Annotated in this window: 12 protein-coding genes and 1 pseudogene; 9 read left to right on the top strand and 4 right to left on the bottom strand. The window is 75.5% G+C overall.

Going from position 1 to position 24,156, the window contains the following annotated elements; all coding sequences use genetic code 11:
- Positions 1 to 10: 10 nt before the first annotated feature.
- Together ABZ321_RS41650 and ABZ321_RS41645 are read right to left on the bottom strand one after the other, a co-directional pair.
- Complete coding sequence (locus tag ABZ321_RS41650) at positions 11 to 682, bottom strand: response regulator transcription factor (protein WP_344508730.1); 672 nt, start codon at positions 680 to 682, stop codon at positions 11 to 13.
- Between the two features lie 94 nt (positions 683 to 776).
- Entirely contained in the window at positions 777 to 1,154 is a 378-nt protein-coding gene (locus ABZ321_RS41645; RefSeq protein WP_344508732.1) for an SH3 domain-containing protein, read from the bottom strand.
- 290 nt (positions 1,155 to 1,444) lie between these two features.
- Between ABZ321_RS41645 and ABZ321_RS41640 the strand changes: the two genes are divergently transcribed.
- Positions 1,445 to 2,626: a hypothetical protein gene (locus ABZ321_RS41640; RefSeq protein ID WP_344508734.1), complete on the top strand. Its 1,182-nt coding sequence runs from the start codon at positions 1,445 to 1,447 to the stop codon at positions 2,624 to 2,626.
- Positions 2,627 to 2,669: 43 nt separating this feature from the next.
- Here ABZ321_RS41640 and ABZ321_RS41635 read toward each other — a convergent pair whose 3' ends face one another.
- Complete coding sequence (locus ABZ321_RS41635; RefSeq protein WP_354901233.1) at positions 2,670 to 4,004, bottom strand: hypothetical protein; 1,335 nt, start codon at positions 4,002 to 4,004, stop codon at positions 2,670 to 2,672.
- A 77-nt stretch (positions 4,005 to 4,081) separates the two neighbouring features.
- Here ABZ321_RS41635 and ABZ321_RS41630 point away from each other — a divergent pair, with 77 nt between their 5' ends.
- From ABZ321_RS41630 to ABZ321_RS41595, 8 genes and pseudogenes are all read left to right on the top strand, one after another.
- Positions 4,082 to 5,542 carry a class I adenylate-forming enzyme family protein gene (locus tag ABZ321_RS41630; protein ID WP_354901231.1) on the top strand — a complete coding sequence of 487 codons (1,461 nt, stop codon included), beginning with the start codon at positions 4,082 to 4,084 and terminating at the stop codon, positions 5,540 to 5,542.
- Complete coding sequence (locus tag ABZ321_RS41625) at positions 5,539 to 7,008, top strand: condensation domain-containing protein (protein WP_354901229.1); 1,470 nt, start codon at positions 5,539 to 5,541, stop codon at positions 7,006 to 7,008. The genes ABZ321_RS41630 and ABZ321_RS41625 overlap by 4 nt, the downstream gene beginning before the upstream one ends.
- The gene (locus ABZ321_RS41620) at positions 6,989 to 7,951 is read left to right on the top strand and encodes a thiamine pyrophosphate-dependent dehydrogenase E1 component subunit alpha (protein WP_354901227.1); all 963 of its coding nucleotides are present in this window, start codon (positions 6,989 to 6,991) and stop codon (positions 7,949 to 7,951) included. Before ABZ321_RS41625 ends, ABZ321_RS41620 begins: the two co-directional genes overlap by 20 nt.
- Positions 7,948 to 8,916, top strand: coding sequence for a transketolase C-terminal domain-containing protein (locus ABZ321_RS41615; RefSeq protein WP_344508744.1), 969 nt, complete (start codon positions 7,948 to 7,950; stop codon positions 8,914 to 8,916). The genes ABZ321_RS41620 and ABZ321_RS41615 overlap by 4 nt, the downstream gene beginning before the upstream one ends.
- Positions 8,909 to 10,015, top strand: a complete 1,107-nt coding sequence (locus tag ABZ321_RS41610; RefSeq protein ID WP_354901225.1) for a 2-oxo acid dehydrogenase subunit E2 — start codon at positions 8,909 to 8,911, stop codon at positions 10,013 to 10,015. Before ABZ321_RS41615 ends, ABZ321_RS41610 begins: the two co-directional genes overlap by 8 nt.
- Positions 10,012 to 16,101: an amino acid adenylation domain-containing protein gene (locus tag ABZ321_RS41605; RefSeq protein ID WP_354901224.1), complete on the top strand. Its 6,090-nt coding sequence runs from the start codon at positions 10,012 to 10,014 to the stop codon at positions 16,099 to 16,101. Before ABZ321_RS41610 ends, ABZ321_RS41605 begins: the two co-directional genes overlap by 4 nt.
- Entirely contained in the window at positions 16,098 to 21,683 is a 5,586-nt protein-coding gene (locus tag ABZ321_RS41600) for an amino acid adenylation domain-containing protein (protein ID WP_354901222.1), read from the top strand. Before ABZ321_RS41605 ends, ABZ321_RS41600 begins: the two co-directional genes overlap by 4 nt.
- 11 nt (positions 21,684 to 21,694) lie before the next feature.
- Positions 21,695 to 21,838 (top strand): annotated as a pseudogene (locus ABZ321_RS41595) (MbtH family NRPS accessory protein); the annotation flags it as partial.
- A 300-nt stretch (positions 21,839 to 22,138) separates the two neighbouring features.
- Here the strand turns inward: ABZ321_RS41595 and ABZ321_RS41590 are convergent.
- Positions 22,139 to 24,052 (bottom strand): DUF4118 domain-containing protein, encoded by a 1,914-nt coding sequence (locus ABZ321_RS41590; RefSeq protein WP_354901220.1) that lies wholly within the window; start codon positions 24,050 to 24,052, stop codon positions 22,139 to 22,141.
- Positions 24,053 to 24,156 lie beyond the last annotated feature (104 nt).

Below are 24,156 nucleotides of genomic sequence, written 5' to 3'. Positions count from 1 at the left end.
GCGTGGTAGGTCAGCCGGCGAGGCCCGGTGTCACCAGCCCCGTCTCGTAGGCCAGCACCACCGCCTGGGCCCGGCTGGCCAGCCCGAGCTTGCTCATCGCCCGGTTCAGGTGGGTCTTGACGGTCGCCTCCGAGATGATCAGCCGCCCGGCGATGTCGAGGTTCGACAGTCCCCTGCCGACGAGCCGCAGCACCTCCCGCTCCCGGGTGGTGAGCTCGACGAGCTGCTCCGGCGAGTGCGTCGCGGGCTGCCCGCCGCCGGTGTACGCCTCGACCAGGCGGCGGGTCACGCTGGGGGCGAAGAGCATCTCGCCCTCCGCCACCGCGGCGACCGCGGACAGGAGGCGCTCGGGGGGCGTGTCCTTGAGCAGGAAGCCGTGCGCGCCGGCCCGCAGCGCGTTGTACACGTACTCGTCCAGGTCGAACGTGGTGAGCACGATGACCCGGGGCGGCGCGACCGGCGCCGCGGCGATGATCCGCTCGGTGGCGTCGATCCCGCTCACGTCGCCCGGCATCCGCACGTCCATGAGGATCACGTCCGGCCGGAGCGACCCGGCGAGCCGGACGGCCTCCATGCCGTCCGCCGCCTCGCCGACCACGTCCACCTCGGGCGCCGCCCGCAGCAGGGCGGCGAGGCCGGCGCGGATGAGCACCTGGTCGTCCACCACGAGTACACGGATCATCCGGACATTGTCGTTCATCGCTGCATCTGGATGGGGGCACGGCACCGGCCCGGCACCCGAGTGGGCGCCGGGCCGGTGTCCCCCGGTCAGCGGGTCAGCACTGGATCAGGTAGTCCTGCACGTGACCGGTCGTCAGGTACAGGTCGCTGACCCACCGGCTCCCGGCCGCCGAGTACAGGCGGACCCAGATGCGGTAACCGTTGACACTGGATCCGTAGCCCCAGCAGTCGACCTCGACCTTCTGCCCGTTGCGGAGGGTGCCGACCGGGCTGTACCCGGTGCCGGGGCCGGACCGGATCGTCAGCCCGTTCGGGGCGTCCTTGACGTTCGCGCACCAGGCACGCGGGTCGCTGCCGCTCGACCCGCACCGGACCGGGTCCGCGCTCGCGGGCGACGCGACGACGAGGCTTCCGGCGATCGCGGCGGTGGCCGCCACGGCGGTCGCGGCGATCCTGCGGACTCGCTGGGTCATGCTGGCTCCTCTGGTCGTGGGCAACGGATTTGCCAGGCCCGAAGCTATTCGTCGCCGTGGATGCCACGCATCCAGCAGCGGGTTGAACGCGGTGCACGACCTCCGCGTTACCCGGTGTCCCGGGTCAACCCGTCGCCGTACCCGGGTAGCCGATCGATCGCTGTAAGTTTCGGCGACAGGTCCAGGCCCGTGACGGCCTGGCGCCCGCGGCGTTGCCCTCCGGGCCCGCGCGACCGTAGCGTCCCCGCGATCAAGGTCCGTGCATCGACATCGGTGAGGGAGCACATCACATGGGCAGATATCAGGACGGCCGGCTGCGCGCCCGATTGCGGCGCTCGATCGCCGTGGCGGCGACCATCGCGAGCGTCGCGCTCGGCATCACGGCCTTCGCCAGTCCCGCCGCGGCCGCCGCCCCGACCGTTTCCAGCGTCGCCGCCGGCTACGCGCACACCTGCGCGATCCGCACGGACGCGTCGCTGTGGTGCTGGGGCAGCAACTGGAGCGGCGAGCTCGGTGACGGCACCAACGACACCAGGACCACGCCCACCCGGATCGGCACCGGCACCACCTGGGCGGCCATCGACGCCGGCAGCAGCCAGACGTGCGGGGTGAAGGCCGACCACACGCTGTGGTGCTGGGGCAGGAACGTCCGCGGCCAGCTCGGCGACGGCACGACCACGAACCGGAACGCCCCCGTCCAGGTCGGCACCGCCACCACCTGGGCGAGCGTCAGCACCGGCGACGCGCACACCTGCGGCGTCCGCACCGACGGCTCGCTGTGGTGCTGGGGCTTCAACCGCCTCGGCCAGCTGGGCACCGGCACCGCCGACTACTACCTGACCTCGCCGGTCCGGATCGGCACGGCGTCCACCTGGGCGAGCGTCACGGCCGGATACGCGCACACCTGCGGGTCCCGCACCGACGGCACCCTGTGGTGCTGGGGCGACAGCTCGAGCGGGCAGCTCGGGGTGGGCACGCTGAGCTACTCCACCACCCCGGCGCAGGTCGGCACCGCCACCACCTGGAACGGCGTCACCGCCGGATACGCGCACAGCTGCGGCACCCGCACCGACGGCACCCTGTGGTGCTGGGGCAACAACGGCTACGGCCAGCTCGGCGCCGCCGGCCCGCTGCAGACCTCCCCGGTGCAGGTCGGCACCACCACCACCTGGAACAAGGCCAACGCGGGCGACAACACCGTCTGCGCCTCCCGCACCGACGGCAGCTTCTGGTGCTGGGGCAACAACATGGCCGGCGGCCTGGGCGACGGCACCACGACCAACCGCTCCACCCCCACCCGGGTCGGCACCGCCACCACCTGGACGACCGGCTTCGTCGTCAACTACCACACCTGCGGCGTCCGGACCGACGGCAGCCTGTGGTGCTGGGGCAACAACGGCAACTCCCAGCTGGGCGACGGCACCACCACCCAGCGCAACACCCCGGGTCAGGTGACCATCCCGACCACCTGACGGTTCCCCTTCGCCGGCCCGGGCCGTCAGCGCCCGGGCCGGCCTACCCGGCGGCGCGCACCAGCACGGCCTCGACGTGCCGGAGCATGTCGCCGGCCGCCGGCGCCCACGCCGTGTCGCCGTGGCAGGCGATCGTCATCAGCGCGGCGGCCGGGCGGTGCTGGACCGACAGGATGTACCGCGACCCGCCGGGCCGGTCGGGCTGCTCGGTGACGCGGTCCTGCACCGCCGGGTCGGTGAACGGGATGGCCTCGGCGCCGAGTGAGCGGCTGTTCGCCGCGCTGCCCACGATGGACGCGTCGATGTAGTTGAACCGGGCCGCGGCCGCGCCCGTCCCGGCCAGCTCGCCGAGGACCTCCGCGCTGATCGCCGCGGCCCGCGCGGGGTCGAGGTTGGCGAACCGGTGGCCGTGCAGCTGGTTGCTGGCCGTGGCCGCCAGCCGTGCGGTCAGGTCACCGCCCCCGGGCACGAGGACGGGCACCGGCATGACCGCCTTGCGGACCGACGCCTGCGTCCCCGCCGACAGCCGGTTCGCGGCCAGGGCCTGGACACCGGCGCACGGCGAGCCCTCGACCAGGCCGATCGCCGAGCCGAACGCGGTCAGGTAGACCGCCGACACCGGCACACCGGCGCGGGTGGCGACGGCCTGCGCGGCCCGGGCGGCGTGCGCCGAGGCGAGCCACCGGGACCGCAGCACCGGGTCCGCCGGCGCCGTCCCGCCGTCCGGGCGCCAGCTGGACAGCCCGTCGCGCAGCGCGCCCAGCTGCCGCCGCCAGTGCGCCTCGGCCCGCTCGGCATGGGCCCGGCCCGGAGCGGACGTCTCCCACTCGGCGGTCTCCAGGGGCTGCTCCGGCGCGGGCCGGCCCTGAAGACCGCCGAACGCCGCACGTCCGCCCATCCGGCTCCGCAAGGCTTGCAAGAAGTCGCTCCGGAGCACCCGCATGCCCCACCCGTCGACCGCGGAGTGGTCGGCGACGATCCCGATCCGTCGCACGGCGCCGGCGGCGACCGCCAGCACGAAGAGCACGGGCTGCTGCTCGCCGAGGCGGAACGCCGTGGCCGCGGCCGCCGCGATCGCCGCGTCCGCCTCGGCGCCGGCCGGCGCGACCCGCACCACCTCGCCCAGTCGCTCCGCCGCCGGGAGGACGTGCTGCTCACGAAGGCCGGGGCCGGTCACGGGCAGGAGCGTCCGCAGCCCTTCATGCCGGTCGAGCAGGTCGCCGATCGCGGCCAGCGCGACGCCGACCGGTGCGCCGGCGCCGTCGACCACGCCGGTGAAGTTCGCGGCGGACGACCACGGCGAGTCCGCGTCGATGCCGACGTCCAGGAACCACTCACGTTGCGCGCAGGTCAGCGGCCCCCGTCGAGTCGGTTTCATTCCCGTTCCTGTTCAGTTTCTAAAGTCGAGTGCGATGGATATTGCAGGACTTCACTGCATCATGCAACCCTGTTGCCGTGGTTTTGCACGCCGTCCCGCCGACGGTTCCCCGCCTCCTCACCGACCGGTCCACATCGGAGCCGGACCGCGAGGCGCTGGTCGTCGACGGCGTCGGGGCGCTGACCTTCGGCTCCTGGCAGCGCCGTGCCACCGGCCTCGCCGAGCGGCTGCGGCAGCGCCGCGTCGCGCCGGGCGACCGCGTCGGCCTGCGGTTCGGCGCCGCCGAATGGCTCGACTTCGCGGTCGCCTACGTGGCGGTGCAGCGATTAGGCGCGGTCGCCGTGCCGGTCTCCGGCGACGCGGCGCCCGCCGAGGTGGCGCACGCGCTCGCCGACTGCTCCGCCACGGGTCTCGTCCACGGCGGCGGCGCGCCCGGCTGGACCGGCGGGTGGACCCACGCCACGGCCGACGGCGACGACGACACCGGCGACGGCGCGGATCTGTCCACATCGGACGGCCTGGCCCAGATCCTGTACACGTCCGGCACGACGGCGCGGCCCAAGGGTGTCGCCGCCACCCACGCCAACGTCACATACGGGGCGGGCGCCCGGCACCGCCCGTTCCGCCACTCGCGCCACCTGCTGCACGCGTTCTCGATCGGCACGAACGCCGCCCAGGTCATGCTGATGACCGCGCTGCTCGCCCACCCCGCCGTGGTCACACTGCCGCAGTTCACCCCGTTGCGCTTCGCGCGCGCCATCACACGCTGGTCCGCCGGCACGGTGTTCGTCGTCCCCGCGATGGCCATGGAGCTGCTCGCCGTGGCCGACGGCCACGACCTGAGCAGCGTCCGGCTGCTCGGGTCGGCCGCCGCGCCGCTGCCGGGGCCGGTCGCCGCCCGCCTCGCGGCCGCGTTCCCGAACGCGACGATCGTCAACTACTACACCTCGACCGAGGCCGCCCCGGCGCAGACCGCCATGACGTACGACCCGGAGCGCCCGGACAGCGTGGGCCGGCCGATCGCCGGCGGCGGCCTGCGCGTCACCGACGACGACGGGCGGCCCTGCGCGCCGGGCGAGATCGGCGCCGTCTGGATGCGCTCCCCCGCCCCGCCCCGCACGTACGTCGGCGACACCACGACGAGCGGCGCCACCTTCCAGGACGGCTGGGTCCGGATGGGCGACGTCGGCTACGTCGACGACGACGGCTTCCTGTTCCTCGTCGAGCGGGACGGCGACCTGGTCAAGACCGGCGCCCACCGGGTGTCGACGCTGCAGGTCGAGGCGGCCATCCACGAGCACCCGGAGGTCGCCGACGCCGCCGTCGTCGGGCTGCCCCACGAGGTGCTCGGCGTCGAGCTGGCCGCCGTGATCGTGGTCAGCGGCGGCGCGGCGCTGACCCCGCCGGCGCTGCGGGCGTTCCTCGCCGGCCGCCTCGCGCCGCACGAGATCCCCTCCCTCGTCCACGTCGTGGACAAGCTTCCGCGCAACCGCGGCGGCAAGGTCGACAAACGATCCCTGCGAAGGAGCCTGACGTGATCCAGGCGTCCGCCGTCCAGCACGGCATGCGGCTCGCCGCGTCCGGTGCCGCCCCCACCGCCTACCACATGCCGCTGGTCGTCACGTTCGCCCACGAACCGGACGCCGGGCTCCTCGCCAAGGCCTGCGCGGCCGTGGTCGAGCGGCACGCGCTGCTGACCGTCGCGGTCGTCGAGCGCGACGGCGTCACCCACCTCACCCGGACCACCGCTCCCGTCCTGCGCGTGGCGGGGCCGGACGAGTCGGTCGAGGAGGAGGCCACCCGCCCGTTCGACCTCGGTGCGGGACCGCTGGCCCGGTTCGCGCTGCTCGGCCGGACGCTGGTCGTCACCGCGCACCACCTGGTCGTCGACGGGCTGTCCAAGGAGGTGCTGCTGCGGGACCTGGCCGCGTTCTACGCCGGTGAGATCCCGGCGCCGCTGCCGCGCACCGCCGAGGACGAGCTCGCCGCCGAGGCGGCACGGCTGGCCCGCGACCGGGCCGCGGCGGAGGAGTTCTGGTCCGGCCGGTGGGCCGAGCCGCTGCCCGCGGTCGTCGGCGAGCACGTCCTCACCGGGCGCGACCACGGGGCCGGTCAGGTGCACGCGTTCGAGCCGCCCGTGCCCGACCTGCCCGGGCTGACCCGGTTCGAGACGCTGCTGGCCGCGGTCCACGCCCTACTCGGCGCGTACGGCAACCCACGCGTCACGACCGGCGTCGACGTGTCCACCCGGGAGCCCGGCGCGTTCGACACCGTCGGCCCGTTCGCGACCGAGTTCCCCGTCGACACGCGTCCCGACGCGGACTCCCCGTTCGCGGAGTTCGCCGCCGGGGTCCGGGCGACGCTCCGCGCGATGTACCCGCACCGGTCGGTGCCCCTCGCCCGCGCGGTGCGCCGACTGCGGCCGCACGCCGCGATCGCGCCCGTCTCCGTCAGCTACCGCCGGGTCGGCGCCGCGCCACGGTTCGACGGCAGCCCGGCGGCCGTCAACTGGCTGGCGTTCGCCGGCAGCGTGCGCGGCGACCTGCAGCTGCAGGCGGTCGACGACGGCACGACGGTCACCGCCCGGCTGCGCCACTCGGCCGCCGCGGCGCCCGTCGCCGCGCGGTTCGCCGGCGACCTCTGCGCGGTGCTCACCCGGGTCGCCGCCGATCCGGGGACCTTGCTGCGCGACCTGAGCCCCGCTGCCGCCTCGGGCGCCTCGGGTACCTCCGTGCCGCCCGCCGCGGCCGGGGCGCCGGCCACCGCGCCGGCACCGGCCGGCGGCGGCGAGCTCGTGGAGCCGGTCCTGGCCATCTGGCGCGACGTGCTCGGCGACCCCGCCATCGGCCCCGACGACGACCTGTTCGACCTGGGCGGCGACTCGCTGACCGCGACGCAGATCATCGCGCGGATGCGCAAGACGCTCGGCGTCGACGTCGACATCGACACGTTCTTCGACCACCCGACGGTCAACGGAGTCGTGGATGCCGTCAGCGCTTCCTGAGGCGCCCGCCGAGGCACCCACCGAGGCACCCGACCGGGCGGCGATGCTGCTCATCCGGCACTTCGAGACGGCGCTGCTGGACCTCTTCGCGCGCGGCGAGCTGTCCGGGACCACGCACACCTGCCTCGGCCAGGAGTACGTGCCCGTGGCCGTGAGCGGCCTGCTCGGACCGGACGACCACGTGCTGAGCAACCACCGCGGGCACGGCCACTACCTCGCGCGGTTCGACGACCCGGAGGGGCTCCTCGCGGAGATCATGGGCCGGGCCGGCGCCGTGTGCCACGGCGTCGGCGGCAGCCAGCACATCCACCGGCGCGGGTACCTGTCCACCGGTGTGCAGGGTGAGAGCCTGCCGGTCGCGGCCGGGCTCGCGCTGCACCTGCGCCGCCACCGGCAGGGCGCGCTCGCCTGCGCGTACATCGGCGACGGCACCTGGGGCGAGGGCGCGGTGTACGAGGCGCTCAACATCGCCGCGCTGTGGCGGCTGCCGCTGCTGGTCGTGGTGGAGCACAACGGGATCGCCCAGTCGACGCCCACCGGGCACGCCATGGCCGGCACCGTCGCCGGGCGCGCCGCCGCGTTCGGACTGGCCCACACACTGGTCACCGCGACCGACCCGGCCCGCATCAGGGCGGAGCTCGCCCCGTTCGTCGCCGGTGTACGCGACGGCGCGCCGCTCATCGTCGAGTTCCGCACCCCGCGGCTCGGCCCGCACAGCAAGGGCGACGACACCCGCCCCGCCGACCAGGTCGCGGCGCTGGCCGACTGGTACCCGGCGGTGGCCGCCGCCGCGCCGGACCTGGACCGCGCCCAGCGGGACCGCGTCGCCCGCGTCGTCGCCGAGGTGTCGGCCCGCCCACCCGCCGAGTGGACCGGCCGGCCGCGGGAGGACCGCGTCGCCGGGGCTTCCGCCCACCCCGCCGCCGGGTGGGCCGTCTCATGAGGGTCGCCGAGAACATCAACGCCGCGCTGCACACGGTCCTGGCGGGCGACGAGCGGGCGTACCTCATCGGTGAGGACCTCCTCGACCCGTACGGCGGCGCGTTCAAGGTCGCGCGCGGGCTCTCCACCCGGTTCCCGGACCGGGTGCTGTCCACCCCGATCAGCGAGTCGGCCATCACCGGCATCGCGGCCGGCCTGGCCCTGGCCGGCGACACCGCGATCGTCGAGTACATGTTCGCCGACTTCCTCACCCTCGGCTTCGACCAGCTGGTCAACTTCGCCGCCAAGTCCGTCACCATGTACGGCGAACGGCTGCCGATGCGCATGGTCGTGCGCTGCCCCAGCGGCGGCGGCCGCGGCTACGGGCCGACGCACAGCCAGAGCCTGACGAAGCACCTGATCGGCGTGCCCGGCCTCGCCGTGTTCGAGATGTCGCCGTTCCGCGACGCGGCCGAGGTGTTCGCCGAGATGCTGGCACTCGGGCAGCCGTGCGTGTTCGTCGAGGACAAGATCCTCTACACCCGCCGGATGCTGCCCACCGTGGCCGCCCCGTTCACGGTCGAGGTGCGCGACGGCGTGGCGTACGTCGGGACCGGCGAACGCCCGGAGCTGGTCCTGATCGCGCCGGGCGGCATGGCCGAGCGCGCCCTGGCGGCGCTGCGGACGCTGCTGATCGAGCAGGAGATCGCCGGACTGCTGGTCGTCCCTTCGCGGCTGTACCCGGTGCGCCTCGACCTGCCGCCCGTCCCGCACGTCGTGGTGGCCGAGGACGGCACCGCCGGCGGCACCTGGGGCGCCGAGGTCGCGCATCACGTCCACGCGCGCCACTTCGCGGACCTCGCCGCGCCCGTGACGCTCGTCCACGGCGCCGACGCCGTCATCCCCGCCGCACCACACCTGGAGCGTCACGTGCTCGTGAGCGCCGGCACCATCCACGACGCGCTGGTGAGGACCGTCCGTGCCTGAGATCGCGGTGCCGAAGCTCAACACCAACGACGACAGCTACATGCTGCTCGCCTGGCTCGCCCCGGACGGCGAGGCGGTGCCCGCCGGCGCGCCGGTCGCCGAGGTGGAGACGTCGAAGGCGGTCGAGGAGCTGACCGCCGCGACGGGCGGCGTCCTGCGCCACCGCGCGGCGACCGGCGCCGAGATCGCCCCCGGTCAGGTGATCGCCGTCCTCGACGACCCCACCGCCGCCGGCGCGGCGCCGGTCCCGTCGTCGGCCGGCGACGACGGCCCGACGATCACCGCGCCGGCCCGCGCCCGCATGGCCGAGCTCGGCGTCAGCGCCGAGCAGGTCGCCGCGCTCGGCCGCCCCATCGTCCGCCGCGCGGACATCGACGCCCTGGCCGAAGCGCCGCCGCCCGTTGCGACCGGAAGTGCGACCGGAAGTGCGACCGGAAGCCTGTCCCGCAACCAGCGTGCGGTCGCCCGGACGGTGGCCCGGTCGCACGCCACCGTCCCCGCCGCGTACACCGCGATGACGATCGACGTCGGCGCCGCCCTGGAGCGGATGCCCCGGCTGACCCGCGCGGTGCGGCGGCCCGTCGGCCTCGCCGAGCTGTTCGTCGCCGCGATCGGGGCGGCGCACGCCGAGCACCCGATGTGCTTCGCGAGGCTCGACGACGACGGCCACACCCTGCACCCGGCCTTCGCCGCGCACGTCGGCGTCACCGTCGACCTCGGCGAAGGCCTGTACGTGCCGGTGGTCCGCGACGCCGGCACCGCGACGGTCGCCGAGATCGCCCGGGCCCTCGCCAGGTTCCGGGTCACGGCGGCCGGCGGCGCGTTCCGTCCGTCTGAACTGGACGGTGCGACGATCACGCTGACCCTCCACCAGGACGCCGATGTGAGCCTGGCGATCCCGATCGTGTACCCGGGCCAGACCTGCGCGGTCGCGGTCACCGCCCCGCGGCCCGAGCTGCACCTCGGCGACGACGGCCGGCCGGCGGCCCGCACCGTGAGCCAGGTCGGTCTCGCCTACGACCACCGCGTCGTCAACGGCCGCGAGGCGGCGCGGTTCCTGGCCGCGCTGGCCCGGACGCTGCAGGAGGAGCCGCGATGAGGCCGCTGCTGCCCGGCCAGGAGCGGCTGTGGTTCCTGCACCAGCTGGATCCGGCCGACGCGTCGTACCACCTGCCGCTGGTCCTGCACGTGCGCGGCCGCCTGGACCGGGCGGCCCTGGAGCGCGCGCTGGATGCGGTGACCGACCGGCACGACACCCTGCGGTCCCGGGTCGCGCAGCTCGACGGCGCGCCCGTGCTGGTGCCGGCCGCCGGCGGCGTCCCGTTGGAGACCGCCGCCGCGACCGGCCTGGACGAGGCCCGCGACCTGGTCGCCGCGTTCGTGACGCGGCCGTTCGACCTCGCCGCCGGCCCGATGGCCCGCTTCCTGCTGATCGGCGTCGGGCCGGACGAGCACGTGCTCGCGCTCGCCGCCCACCACGTCGCGGCCGACGGCTGGTCGCTGCAGGTGCTGCGCCGCGACCTCGACGCGCTGTACCAGGCGTACGCCACCGGCGCCACCAGCGCCCCCGTGGCACTGCCGGAGCTGCCGCCGGTCCCGGACGATGCCGCCCCGGGCGCCGCGACGGACCTCGGGTACTGGACCGGACGGCTGGCCGGCGCCCCGGTGCTGGACCTGGCGACCGACCGGCCCCGGCCCCCGGTGCGCCGCGGCCGCGGCAGCTCCGTCGTCTTCGACATCCCCGTCGACCTGCTGCGCCGCCTGGAGACCGTGGCCCGGTCCGAGCGCACCACCGTGTTCACCGCGCTGGTCGCGGCGTTCTCGCTGCTGCTCGGCCGGATGAGCGGCCAGGACGACGTCTGCCTCGGCACGCCGGTCCTCGGCCGCGACGACCCGGACCTCGACGACCGCGTCGGCTGCTACTCCGAGACCCTGGTCCTGCGGACGGACCTGTCGGGCGACCCGACGTTCCGCGCGCTGCTGCGGACGGCCCGCCGGACCGTGCTCGGCGCGCTGAGCCACGCGGCCCCGTTCGAACGCGTGGTGTCGGCGGTCGGCGCGCCCCGCGACCGCAGCCGCACCCCGCTGTTCCAGGCCATGCTCATGTACCTGCGGCAGGAGCAGGACCGGCCGAGCCTCGGCGGCCTCGACGTCGAGCTGCTGGACCACCCGTTCGACGTCGCCCGCACCGACGTGTCCCTCGACGTCATCCAGGGCCCCGAGGCCGCCGTCGGCGTGCTCACGGTCGACCGTGGCCTGTTCGACCCCGGCACCGCGCAGCGGTGGATCCGCCGGCTGCTCGTCCTGCTCGACGACGCGGCCCGGCGGCCCGACGTCCCGGCCGGTGACCTGCGGCTGCTCGACGACGACGAGCGGCGCGAGGCGCTGGCCCGCTGGAACGGCACGGGCCCCGGGGAGACCACCCCGCTGGTCGCCGAGCTGTTCCGGGAGCGGGCCCGGGCCACGCCGGACGCCGTCGCGGTCACCGGCGACGGCGGCGACCTCACCTACCGCGAGCTCGACGCCGAGGTCGACCGGCTGGCCGCCCGCCTCCGCGGGCGCGGGCCGCTGATCGGGGTCGGGCTGTCCCGGCGCCCGGCGATGGTGGTCGCGCTCCTCGCCGTCTGGCGGGCCGGCGCCGCGTACCTGCCGCTCGACCCGGCGTACCCGGCCGACCGGCTCGCGTTCGTCATCGCCGACGCGGGCGTCGGCACGGTGCTCACCGAGCCGGCGTTCGCGGACCGGTTCGGCGCGGCGGCGCTGCTCATCGACGCCGCCGACGACGAACCGCGGGACGAGCCCGCCGCTGTCATCGCCGTCGACGCCATCGGCCCGGACGACCCGGCCTATGTGCTGTACACGTCGGGGTCCACCGGACGGCCCAAGGGCGTCGTCGTGCCGCACGGCGCGCTCGCCGCGTTCGTCGCCGCGATGGCCGCCGTCACCGGGCCGCAGGAGGGCCGCGCCTGGCTGGCGCTCACCTCGCTGTCGTTCGACATCTCCGGGCTCGAGCTGTTCCTGCCGCTCAGCCGCGGCGGCCGGGTCGTCGTCGCCGGCGACGCGCAGACCGGCGACGGCGCGGCGCTGCGGGCGCTCATCGCCGCGACCGGCGTCACCGACGTGCAGGCCACCCCGTCCGGCTGGCGGATGCTGCTCGCGGCCGGCTTCGACCACGACGTGCCGGCCGCGCTGGTCGGCGGGGAGGCGCTGCCCGTGCCGCTCGCCGCCGAGCTGCGCGGCAAGGTCGGCCGGCTGACCAACGTGTACGGCCCGACCGAGACGACGATCTGGTCGACGTACTGGCCGGTGCCCGGCGACCCGGCGGCCGTCACGATCGGCGGCCCGATCCCGGGCACCCGGGTGTACGTCGTCGACGACCGGATGCGGCCCGTCCCCGCCGGCGTGCCCGGCGAGCTCGTCATCGCCGGTGCCGGTGTCGCGCTCGGCTACCTGCGCCGGCCCCGGCTGACCGCCGACCGGTTCGTGCCCGACCCGTGGGGTCCGGCGGGAGCACGGATGTACCGCACCGGCGACCGCGCCCGCCGGCTGGTGGACGGCACCCTCGAGTTCCTCGGCCGGCTCGACACCCAGGTCAAGGTCCGCGGCCACCGGGTCGAGCTGGGCGAGGTCGAGACCGTGCTCGCCGCCTGCCCGGGCGTCGCCGCCGCGGTCGCCGCGGTCCGCGACGACGCGCTCGCCGCGTACGTCACGGCCCGCCCCGGCGCCGGTGTCGACCCGGACGCGATCCGCGACGCGGCCCGCGCCACCCTGCCGGCCTACGCCGTGCCGGCCACGGTCACGGTGCTCGACGCGCTGCCGCTCACCCCGAACGGCAAGGTGGACCGGGCCGCCCTGCCCGACCCGCGACCGTCCGCCGCCGCCGCGTACGTGCCGCCGCGCACCGCGGCCGAGACGCGCGTCGCCGCGGTGTTCGCCGAGGTGTTCGGCGTCGCGGTGGGTGCGCACGACGACTTCTTCGCGCTCGGCGGCCACTCGCTGCTGGCCGTCAAGGTCGCGGCGCGGCTACCCGGCCTGACCGTCCGCGACCTGTTCGACCATCCCGCGGTCGAGGCCCTCGCCCGGCGGATCCCGGTCGTCGCCGGCGACGCCGGTGCCGGCGCGACGGACCGCGCGCCGGCGCTGTCCGACGCCCAGCGCCGCCTCTGGTTCCTGCAGCGGCTGGACCCGCGCGACGCGTCGTACAACATGTTCCTGGTGCTGCGCCTGCGCGGCCGGCTGGACCGCCACGCGCTGCGGCGGGCCCTGGACGCCCTCGCCGCCCGGCACGTCGCGCTGCGGTGCGCCTACCCGGAGGTCGGGGGCGAGCCGGCCGTCGAGGTCGGGCCCGCGACCGTGCCGTTCGAGGAGCTCCCGCTGGAGTCCGCGGCCGAGCCGGAGGCGGCGGCCCGGGCCGCCGTCGCGGACCGGACGAACGCGCCGTTCGACCTCCGGACCGGCGCGCCGGTGCGGGCCGCGCTGCTCCGGCTCGCCCCCGACGATCACGTCCTCTGCCTGGTCGTGCACCACATCGCCGGGGACGGCTGGTCGCTCAACGTCCTGCGGGAGGACCTCGCCGCGCTCTACGCCGGGCTGCCGTTGGCGCCGCTGCCGCCCGTACCGGCGAACGACGGCGACCAGGAGGCCGACCTCGCGTACTGGCGGGACCGCCTCGCCGAGCCGACCGCGCTCGACCTGCCGACGGACCGGCCCCGCCCGGCCGAGCCCACCCACCGCGGCGCGTTCCTCGGCGCCCACCTGCCGGCCGGCGTCACCGCCCGCCTCGAGGGTCTGGCCGGCCAGTCCCGCACCAGCCTCTTCGCCGTGCTGCTCGCGGCCTACCAGGCGCTGCTCGCCCGGCACACCGGCCAGTCCGACGTCCTGGTCGGCTCGACCCTGGCGGCCCGGGACCGGGTCGAGACCGAGCGGGCCGTCGGCTACTTCGCCAGGACCGTCGTGCTGCGCAACCAGGTCGACCCGGCCGAGCCGTTCACCGGCCTGCTCGGCCGGGCCCGCGAGTGCGTGCTGGACGCGCTGACCCACGCCGAGGCGCCGTTCGAGCACCTCGCCGCCGGGGCGGCGCCGCTGTTCCAGACCATGTGCATCCTGCACACCCAGGACGAGGGCACCCCGGTCGACCGGTTCGCCGACCTGCACGCGTCGTTCTTCGACTCCGGCTACCGGCAGGCCAAGTTCGACCTGATGCTGGAGGCGTGGCGGGCCGCCGACGGCCTGACGCTCGTCTTCGGCTACGACACCGACCTGCTCGACGCGGCGACGGTCGAGCGCTGGGCCCGCCGGTTCGAGGTGCTGTGCGCCGGCATCGCCGCCGACCCGGGCGCCGCGGTCGGCGCGCTGCCGCTGCTGACCGCCGCCGACGAGGCGCTCGTCGGCTCGCTCGCCGCCCCGCCGCCCTCCCCGCCGCAGCCGCTGGCTCCCGGGCTGCCCCGGCTCGCGGCGCCGGACACGGTCGCGATCCGCTGCGGCGCCGAGTCGCTGACGTACGCCGAGCTCAACCGCCGGGCCGACGCGCTGGCCTTGGCGTTGCGCGCGGCGGTCGTCGCGGGCCCGCCGGTCGTCGCCGTCGCCGCGCACCGGGACATCGGCACGATCGTCGCGCTGCTGGCGGTCTGGCGGGCCGGCGGCGCGTACCTGCCGATCGACCCGGAGCAGCCGGCCGGGCGGATCGCGGAGCTCGTCACGGGCAGCGGGGCCGGGCTGGCCGTCGGGGACGCGCCCTGGCCCGACGGTCTCCGGGTCGTCGCGCCGCCTGCCGGGACGGTGCCGGCGGTCGACCACGCGGCCCCGGACGGCGCCGCGTACGTGCTGTACACCTCCGGGTCCACCGGCACCCCGAAGGCCGTGGTCGTCGACCACGAGGCGCTCGCCGCCCGGGTCGGCTGGATGCGCCGCGACTACCGGCTCGGCCCGGGCGACACGGTCGTGCAGTTCGCGCCGCTCGCGTTCGACGCGCACGCGGAGGAGCTCTGGCCCGCACTCGGCGCCGGGGCCACGGTGCGGCTGCTGCCGGACGGCCCGCTCAGCCTGCCCGACGTGCTCGCCGGCCCGGACGGCGCCGGCGTCACCGTGCTCGACCTGCCCACCGCGTACTGGCACGACCTGGTCGCCCAGATCGACGCGATCGCCTGGCCGCCCCGGCTGCGGCTGGTGATCCTCGGCGGCGAGGCGGTGCACGCGGCGGCCGTGGCCCGCTGGCGCGCCCGGTTCGGCGACACCGTGCGGCTGGTGAACACGTACGGCCCCACCGAGGCCACGATCATCGCGACCTCGACCGACCTCGGCCCGGACGACACGACCGGCCCGCCGCCGATCGGCGTGCCGCTGCCCGGGGTGCGCGTCGCGGTCGTCGACGCCGGCCTGCGCCCGGTGCCGCCCGGCGCGTACGGCGAGCTGCTGCTCGGCGGCACCGGCCTGGCCCGCGGCTACCTCGGCCGGGACGACCTCACCCGGGACCGGTTCGTCACGTGGCCTCCATCAGGGCTCGGCGCGCGCTGCTACCGGACCGGCGACCGCGTGCGGCTGCGGGCCGACGGCCGCCTCGACTTCGCCGGCCGGCTCGACGACCAGCTGAAGGTCCGCGGGTTCCGGATCGAACCGGCCGAGGTGGAACACCACCTCCTGGAGTGCCCGGGGGTGACCGGGGCGGTGGTCGTCGCGCACGGCGGCGCCCTGGTCGCGTACGTCGCCGGCACCGCACCGGCCAGCGCGCTGCGCGCCCGGCTCGCGGCCCGGCTCCCCGGCCACCTGGTGCCGGACCGCTGGGTCGCGGTCGACGCGCTCCCCCGTACCCCAACCGGGAAGGTCGACCGGAGAGCCCTGCCACCGCCCCTTGAGGGTGCTGAGAGTGCTGACGGCAGCGACGGACCGTTCACGCCGCCGCGCACCGACGCCGAGCACCTGATCGCCGACGTCTGGACCGAGGTCCTCGGCCTCGACCGCGTCGGCGTGGACGACGACTTCTTCACCCTCGGCGGCCACTCGCTGCTCGCCGTCCGCGTGGCCGCCCGGCTGCGCGCCATGACCGACCTCGACCTGCCCATCCGCCTGCTCTTCACGCACCGCCGGCTGGCCGACCTGGCCACCGCGGTCGAGCAGCGGCTGCTCGACGATCTGGCCGAGCTCAGCGACGACGAGGTGGCCGGCCTGCTGGAAGCGGAGACCCGATGACCGTCGACGAAGCCCGCCAGGCGCTGCTGGCCCAACGACTGCGCCGGCGCACGGCGACCCGCACCGTCCCCACCAGGCCGGCCGGCACGGTGCCGCCGCTGTCGTTCGCGCAGGAACGGCTCTGGTTCATGGAGCAGTACGCGCCCGGCAACCGCGCCTACCTCGTGCCGGTGGCCCGGCGGATCCGGCGCCCGGTCGACGCCGACCGGCTGGCCGGGGCGCTGCGCCGCGTCGTCGCCCGCCACGAGGCGCTGCGGACCCGGTTCCCGGCCCGGGACGACGGGATCCCGACGCTTGTCGTCGACGAGGACCCGGCCGTCGACCTGGCCGTCGTCGACGTCGCCGACGACGCCGCCGCCCGGGCCGCGGTCGAGGCGGTGCACGCCCGCGGGTTCGACCTCGCCGCCGAGCAGCCGCTGCGGGCCGCGCTGATCCGGTTGTCCCCGGACGACGCGGTCCTGGCCATGGCCGTGCACCACATCGCGATCGACGGCTGGTCCGTGCCGCTGCTGCTGGCCGAGCTGATGACCGCGTACGACGGCGGCGACCTGCCCGCCCTGCCCGTCCAGTACGGCGACTACGCGGCCTGGCAGCGCGACAAGCCGGCGCCCGACGTCGCCCGCTGGGCGGAGCGCCTGGACGGCGTCGAGCCCCTCGCGCTGCCGACGGACCGGCCGCGCCCGGCCGAGCTGACCTACGCCGGCGGCAGCGTCGAGTTCGAGCTCGACGCCGGTCTCGCGGCCGGCGTCCGGGCCCTCGCCGACAGCCACGGCGCCTCGCTGTACATGACGATGCTGGCCGCCTACGCCTGCCTGCTCGGCCGGCACGCGCACCAGACCCGGCTCACGATCGGCTCCCCCGTCGCCGGCCGCGGCGTCCCGGAGCTGGAGAACCTCATCGGCTGCTTCGTCAACACGCTGGTCATGCCCGTCGACCTGAGCGGCGACCCGACGTTCACCGAGCTGCTGCTGCGGGTGCGGGAGACCGCGCTCACCGGGTTCGCCGACGCCGACACGCCCTTCGAACGCGTCGTCGCCGACCTCAACCTGCCCCGCGACGTGTCCCGGTCGCCGCTGTTCCAGGCGCTGCTCGCGGTGCAGAACTACGGCACAGGCGGCGGCGACGGCCTCGACGGGTACGAGATCAGGTCATGGGCGACCCGCTACGACCTGGAGCTGTACATCAGCGACACCGCCGACGGTGGGCTGTGGGGCCAGTTCATCCACAACACGGCGCTCTTCGACGCGGCGACCGTGCGGCGGCTCGTCAACCACCTGACCGCGCTCCTGCGCGGCGCCGTCGCCGACCCGCTGACGCCGGTGGCCGCGCTCGACCTGCGCGACGACGACGAACGCGCGGCGCAGGCCGCCTGGAACGCGACCGCCGCCCCGTTCGACGCCGGCGCCACCCTGCCCGGCCTGTTCGCCGCGCAGGTCGCCGCCACCCCGGCCGCGCCGGCCGTGACGTTCGACGGCACCACGTGGAGCTACGCCGAGCTGGACGCCTACTGCGACCGGGTGGCCGCGGCGCTGCGGCCGGTGGGCGCCGGACCGGGCACGCGGATCGGCGTGTGCGCGCCGCGCTCGCTCCAGCTGCCCGGCGCGCTGCTCGGCGTGCTGCGCGCCGGCGCCGCGTACGTGCCGCTGGACCCCGACTACCCGGTCGAGCGGCTGGCCTTCATGGCGACGGACGCGGACCTGCGGGCCGTGCTCGTCCTCGACCCGCCGGCCGGCCTCGCCGACGCGTTCGCCACCTGCCCGGTGATCCGCCTCGACCACCTCGATCCGGCGGCTCCCCAACCCGCCGCCGCGGACATGTCGACTCGCACGGATTTCCAGCGTGCCACCGCAGACTTGCTGGCCCGCACCGATCGCCAGGCCGCCGCGGACACGTCAGCTCACACCAATCCCCAACCTGCCACCGCAGACACGTCGGCCCGCTCCGATACCCAGCCCACCACGGCGGATCCCCTGGCCGCCGCCGCAGATATGTCGGCTCGCTCCACTCACCGACATATCCGAAATTTCAACATTTCGGCGCCACCGACCGCCACCGACACCGCCTACGTCATCTACACCTCCGGCTCGACCGGACGGCCCAAGGGCGTGCCCAACGGCCACCGCGGCGTGGTCAACCGGCTCACCTGGATGCAGGAACGCTTCCGCCTGACCGCCGACGACGTCGTACTGCAGAAGACCCCCGCCGGGTTCGACGTGTCCGTCTGGGAGTTCTTCTGGCCGCTCATCATCGGCGCGCGCCTGGTCCTCGCCCAGCCGGGCGGCCACCGGGACGCGGCGTACCTGCGGACACTCATCGACCGCGAAGGCGTCACCGTCCTCCACTTCGTGCCGTCGATGCTCGCCGCCTTCCTGGCGGAGGAGACGACGCCCGGCGGCGCCGGCCTGCGCGCCGTCGTCTGCTCCGGCGAGGAGCTGCCGGCCGACCTCGCCCGCCGCTGCCTGGCCGCGCTGCCCGCCGCCGAGCTGCACAACCTGTACGGCCCGACCGAGGCCGCCATCGACGTCAGCGCCTGGGCCGTCACCGCCGAAGCGCTCGGCGACGCCCACCGCGTGCCGATCGGCGCCCCGGTCGCCAACACCACCCTGCACGTCCTCGACGACCGGCTCCGTCCGCAGCCCGTCGGGGTGCCCGGCGAGCTGCACATCGGCGGCGTCCAGGTCGCGGAGGGCTACCTGCGGCGGCCCCGGCTGACCGCCGAACGCTTCGTGCCCGACCCCTTCGGGGCGCCCGGCACCCGGCTGTACCGCACCGGCGACCTGGCCCGCTGGCGGCCCGACGGCACGCTGGAGTTCCTCGGCCGCATCGACGGGCAGGTCAAGCTGCGCGGCCAGCGCATCGAGCTCGGCGAGATCGAGGCGGTGCTGCGCGAGCAGCCGGGCGTCCGGGACGCCGCCGTCGTCGTCCGCGAGGACCACCCTGGCGACCAGCGGCTCGTCGCGTACGTCGTCGGCGCCGCACCGGACCGCGCCGCGCTGAAGCGCCTGCTGCCCGACGCCATGGTCCCGGCCGCGTTCGTCGAGCTCGACGCGCTGCCGCTGTCGGCGAACGGCAAGCTCGACCGGCGCGCCCTGCCGGCCCCGGTCCGTGCCGCGGGCGGCGGGACCGCGCCGGCCACCCCGACCGAGCAGGTCGTCGCCGACGTCTGGTCGGCCGTGCTCAACGTGCCCGCGGTCGGCGCCGACGACGACTTCTTCGACCTCGGCGGCCACTCGCTGCTGGCGACGCAGGTGGTGGCCCGGCTCCGCAGGACCGGCGCCGCGGTCGGTGTCATCGACCTGTTCCAGAACCCGACCGTGCGGGAGCTCGCCGCCCTCATCGACCGGCCCGGCGACGGCCCGCGGGCGGTGATCCGGCGCCTCACGCCGAACCGGCCGAAGGCCGACATCTCCCTGGTCTGCGTGCCGTTCGGCGGCGGCAGCGCCGTGGTGTACCAGCCCCTCGCGGACGCGCTGCCCGAGCGGTACGCGGTGTACTCGGTCGCCATCCCCGGCCACGACGTCGGCGTCATCGAGGACCGGCTCGACTTCGACGCGCTCATCGACCGCTGCGTCGCCGAGATCCTCGCGACGATCGAAGGGCCGATCAGCCTGTACGGCCACTGCGGCGTCGGGTCGGCCCTCGCCGTCGCCCTCGCGCGGCGGCTGGAGGCGGCCGGCCGGGACCTGCGCACCGTGTACATCGGCGCGATGTTCCCGTTCGCCGAACCGCGCGGCCGCCTGGCCCGGACGCTGTCGAAGGTCGCGCGGATGGAGTCGCTGCGCGGCGACCGGATCTACCACAACTGGCTGACCTCGATCGGCGCCGACCTCGGCGGCCTCGACCCGGCGGAGGCCCGCCACATCGTGCGCAACCTGCGCCGCGACTCCGTCGACGCCGAGCGGTACTACACCGGGATGTACGCGACCGGCGCCGAGCGGCTGCGGGCCTCGTTCGTCACCGTCGTCGGCACCCGCGACCCGGCCACCGAGTTCTACGAGGAACGGTTCCGCGAGTGGCACTTCCTGTCCGACGACAGTGCCGTCGTGGTGCTGCGGGAGGCCGGGCACTTCTTCCTGAAGTACCGGGCCGCCGAGATCGCCGAGATCATCGACACGCCCATGTTCGGACCGTCGGCGCCGGCCGACGGGCCGGATCGCACCTGGTACCGGCACGGTGTGTCGCACGGCCGTGAGGTCGCCACCGGCCCGCAGCCGAGCCTCGGCCGGTTCGCGGCCGTCTCCGCCGGCCAGCTGGCGTCGATGTTCGGGTCGGCGCTCACCGAGTTCGCGATCCCGGTCTGGATCTACCTGACCACCGGTTCGGTCGCGCAGTTCGCGTTGTTCGCGGTGCTCGGCCTCGTCCCGGGTCTGATCACGTTGCCGATCGCCGGCGCGCTCGTCGACCGGCACGACCGGCGCCGCATCGTGCTCGCCGGCGACCTGGCCGCCGGCGGGGTCCAGGCCGTGCTGGCCGCGCTGCTCTGGGCCGGGCAGCTCAGCGTGGCCGCCCTCTATCCGGCCACGGTGGCGCTGTCGATCGCGCTGTCGTTCCAGCGCATCGCCTACACCTCCGCGATACCTCAGCTGGTGCCGAAGCGGCTGCTCGGCCACGCCGCCGGCATCGGCCAGCTCGGGGCCGGCCTCGCCCAGCTGCTCGCCCCGCTGCTGGGCGCCGGGCTGCTCGCCACGATCGGGCTGCGCGGCATCCTCACGCTCGACGTGGCGACCTACCTCGTCGCGATCGTCGTCGTCCTGGCGGTGCGGTTCCCCGCCACCATGCCGTGGCGGCGCCACGAGACGCTGCGCGCGGAGATCGCCGGCGGCTTCCGGTACGTCTGGGGCAACCGGAACTTCCGCCGCATGCTGCTCTGGTTCGCCGTCCTGAACGTGCCGCTGTCCGCGATCTTCCTGATGCTCTCGCCGCTGGTCCTGTCGTTCGGCACGCTGCGTCAGGTCGGCCAGGTGTCGTTCGTCTCCGCGCTCGGCGTGTTCCTGGGCGGCCTGGTGATGGCCGCCTGGGGCGGGCCGCAGCACCGGCGGATGTTCGGCGTCCTCGTCGCGACGCTCGGCCTGGCCGTGTGCGCGCTCGTCACCGGCCTGCGCGAGAACCTGGTCCTGATCGGCGCCGGCGCGCTCGGCCTCGCGCTGGCCCTGACGCTGCTCAACGGCGTGTACACCACGATCATCCAGGTCAAGGTCCCGCAGCGGCTGCACGGGCGGGTGTTCTCCCTGAACACGCTGATCGCATGGTCGACGATGCCGATCGGGTTCGGGGTCGTCGCGCCCTTCGGCGCCGAGCTGTTCCGCCCGCTGCTGCGCGACGGCGGCCCCCTCGCGGGCAGCCTCGGCCCCGTGTTCGGCACCGGCCCGCAGCGCGGGCTCGGCCTCATGTTCGCCGTGTTCGCGATCGCCGTCGCCGCCGTCGCCGCGGTCGGGCTGCGGGTGCTGCGCCGCTTCGACGACGAGGTGCCCGACGCCCTCGCCGACGACCTGGTCGGCCTGACCGTGCTGGACACGCCGGCCACCGACATCCAGCACGCCCTGGACGCGGCGGCGCGGGCCGCCACCCACCGCCCATCGTGAAGGGAACCCTCATGGACCACCGCGTCGTGATGAACGCCGACGAGCAGTACTCGGTCTGGCCCGTGGCCGACGACCTGCCGGCCGGCTGGGTCGCCGAGGGCCACCGCGGCACCCGGGACGAGTGCCTCGACCACGTCGAGCGGGTCTGGACCGATCAGACCCCGGCCCGCACCCGGATCCGCGCCTGGCTGGCCGGCGCCGTCTCGCAGGCCTGCGACGACCGGCTCACCCCGCACGACGTCGCCACGGCCGGCTGCTCGCTGGTCGCCATGGGCGTGTCGTCGCTGGCGATCATCCGCCTGGTCGACGCCATCGAGACGGAGCACGGCGTGGCCGCCGACTTCAACCAGCACGCCCTGGAGGACCTGGACACCCTGACCGACTTCATCGCGACCGAGCGCCTCCGCCACCGGGCGGCCCGCTGACCGTCCGCCGGACCACCGGCCCGCGCGCACTCAGCCGGCGGCGGCCATCGGGAACGACTCCGCGACGGCGTGCGGGTCCGGCTGGGCGAGCGGGATCTCCGCGGTCAGGGTCGTCCCCTGCCCCGGCGGGCTGACGACGCCGAACCGGCCCCCCAGCGCCTCGACGCGGTCGCGCAGGCCGACGAGCCCCGTGCCCGCTTCCGGGTCGGCCCCGCCGGCACCGTCGTCGCGGACCGACAGCCAGATGGACCGCTCGTCCGCGTCCACCGTGACGAGGGCGACCGGCGCCTGCGCGTGCTTGGCGATGTTGGTCAGCGCCTCCGAGACCACGTAGTACACGGCCACCTCCACCCGCTCGGGAAGCCGGCCCGGCACCTGCAGCCGCAGCTCGACCGGCACGATGCTGCGCCGGGCCAGCGTGCGCAGCATCGGGCAGACCCCGCCCTGGGTCAGCAGCGCCGGGTGGATGCCGCGGGCGAGGTCGGTCATCGACTCGTGGATCTCGGTGAGGTTCCTGACGGTGTCGGACAGCAGGCGCCGCGCCGCCGGCACGTCGCCCGCCGTCGCGTCCTCCGCCATGCGCAGCCGCAGGGCGAGGGCGACGATGCGCTGCTGCGGCCCGTCGTGCAGGTCGCGTTCGATGCGCCGCCGCGCGTCGTCCGCCGCGGCGACCAGCCTGCCGCGGGACGCGACGAGCCGGGCGCGGTTCTCGGTGTTCGCGATGGCGGTGGCGACGAGTTCGGTGAAGGCGAGCAGGCGGTTCTCCGCGTCGGCCGGCACCGGCCCCGGCTTGTAGGACAGGACGAGCGTGACCCCCCACAGCTCACCGTCGACGATGATCGGCACGCCGAGGCCGCGGTGGACGCCGCGGGCCCGGAGCTCTTCGGCGATCGGCCCGCTGGCGGTGTCGTAGTCGATCTGTGCCGTGCGGCGGGTGCGGAGGATCGTGCCGACGATGTTCTCGCCCTCGATCGGCCGGCTCGGCTGGTCGGGCAGCACCCGTCCGCCCTCGTCCCGCTCCGAGACCGTCCTGACGCTGCGGTCCGGCTCGTACCGGAGCAGCGCGGTGTGAAAACCCCGGAACAGTCGGTGCAGCTCGGCCGTCACCGCCGCGAACACCGTGCCGGGCGGCCCGCCCGCGGCGACCATCGTGGCCACCCGCCGCAGCGCCGCCTGCTCCGACAGCAGGGCCTGCGTCGCCTGCTGGCTGGCCCGCAGGGTACTGACGAGCTCCTGGCGCTTCACGGCGGTGCTGACGACCTCCTCCAGTGGCGGGCCGATCCGCTCGCGGATGCGCTCCAGCGTCGCCGGCGGGGTGTCGTCCGGGACGACGAGCCACACCGGGCGGCGCTTCCCGTCGCCCAGTTCGAGCACGGTCGCGCCGGCGGCCTTCGCCGGGTCCGGTGCGTCGCCGATCTCGATCGACGCGCTGGAGAGGCCGAACCCGGCCGCGACACACCGCGCCCCGGACCGCAGCGCCGACGGCAGGTCGTCCGCGCCGAGGACGCAGCGGGCGAGGTGGGCGACGATGTCCGCCTCGACCGCCAGCTGCCGCGCCTCCATCGCGCGCGCCCGGGCGAGGTCGGCCAGCCCGCCGCTGGCCAGTGCCACGATCGCGAAGACCACGGCCCGCTGGAGGTCCTGCACCGCGGTCAGGTGCAGACCGCCCGGAGGCACGTGGACGAAGTTGAACACCAGCGAGCTGACCACCGCCACACCGACGCCGAGCCGGACGCCCCACACGATGGTCAACGCCACCACGCCGAGGATGTAGATGACGGCGGTCGGCGACCTTTGCGGTTCGGTGGCATGCAGCAGCCCGAGCAGGGCCGTCTCGGCCGTGATGACCACCGCCGCGACGATGACACCGACGAGGAGCGGCGGCGGTGTGTCCGGTAGCAACAGCGTCATGAGCCGGCGCCGAACACTGCTGGTCACCGTCATGCGGCCTCCCCCGGTCGGCGAGGGCGTGATTGCGGGACTGGGCCGCGTCCGCACCGGTCCAGCATGCACACGTCCGACCGTTCGCCTTCCTGACGACCGTCAAC

Source organism: Dactylosporangium sp. NPDC006015, from assembly GCF_040614215.1.
Lineage (GTDB): Bacteria > Actinomycetota > Actinomycetes > Mycobacteriales > Micromonosporaceae > Dactylosporangium > Dactylosporangium maewongense.
The sequence above is the reverse complement of the archived record's forward strand: the minus strand, read 5'-3'. Positions and strand labels throughout refer to the sequence as shown.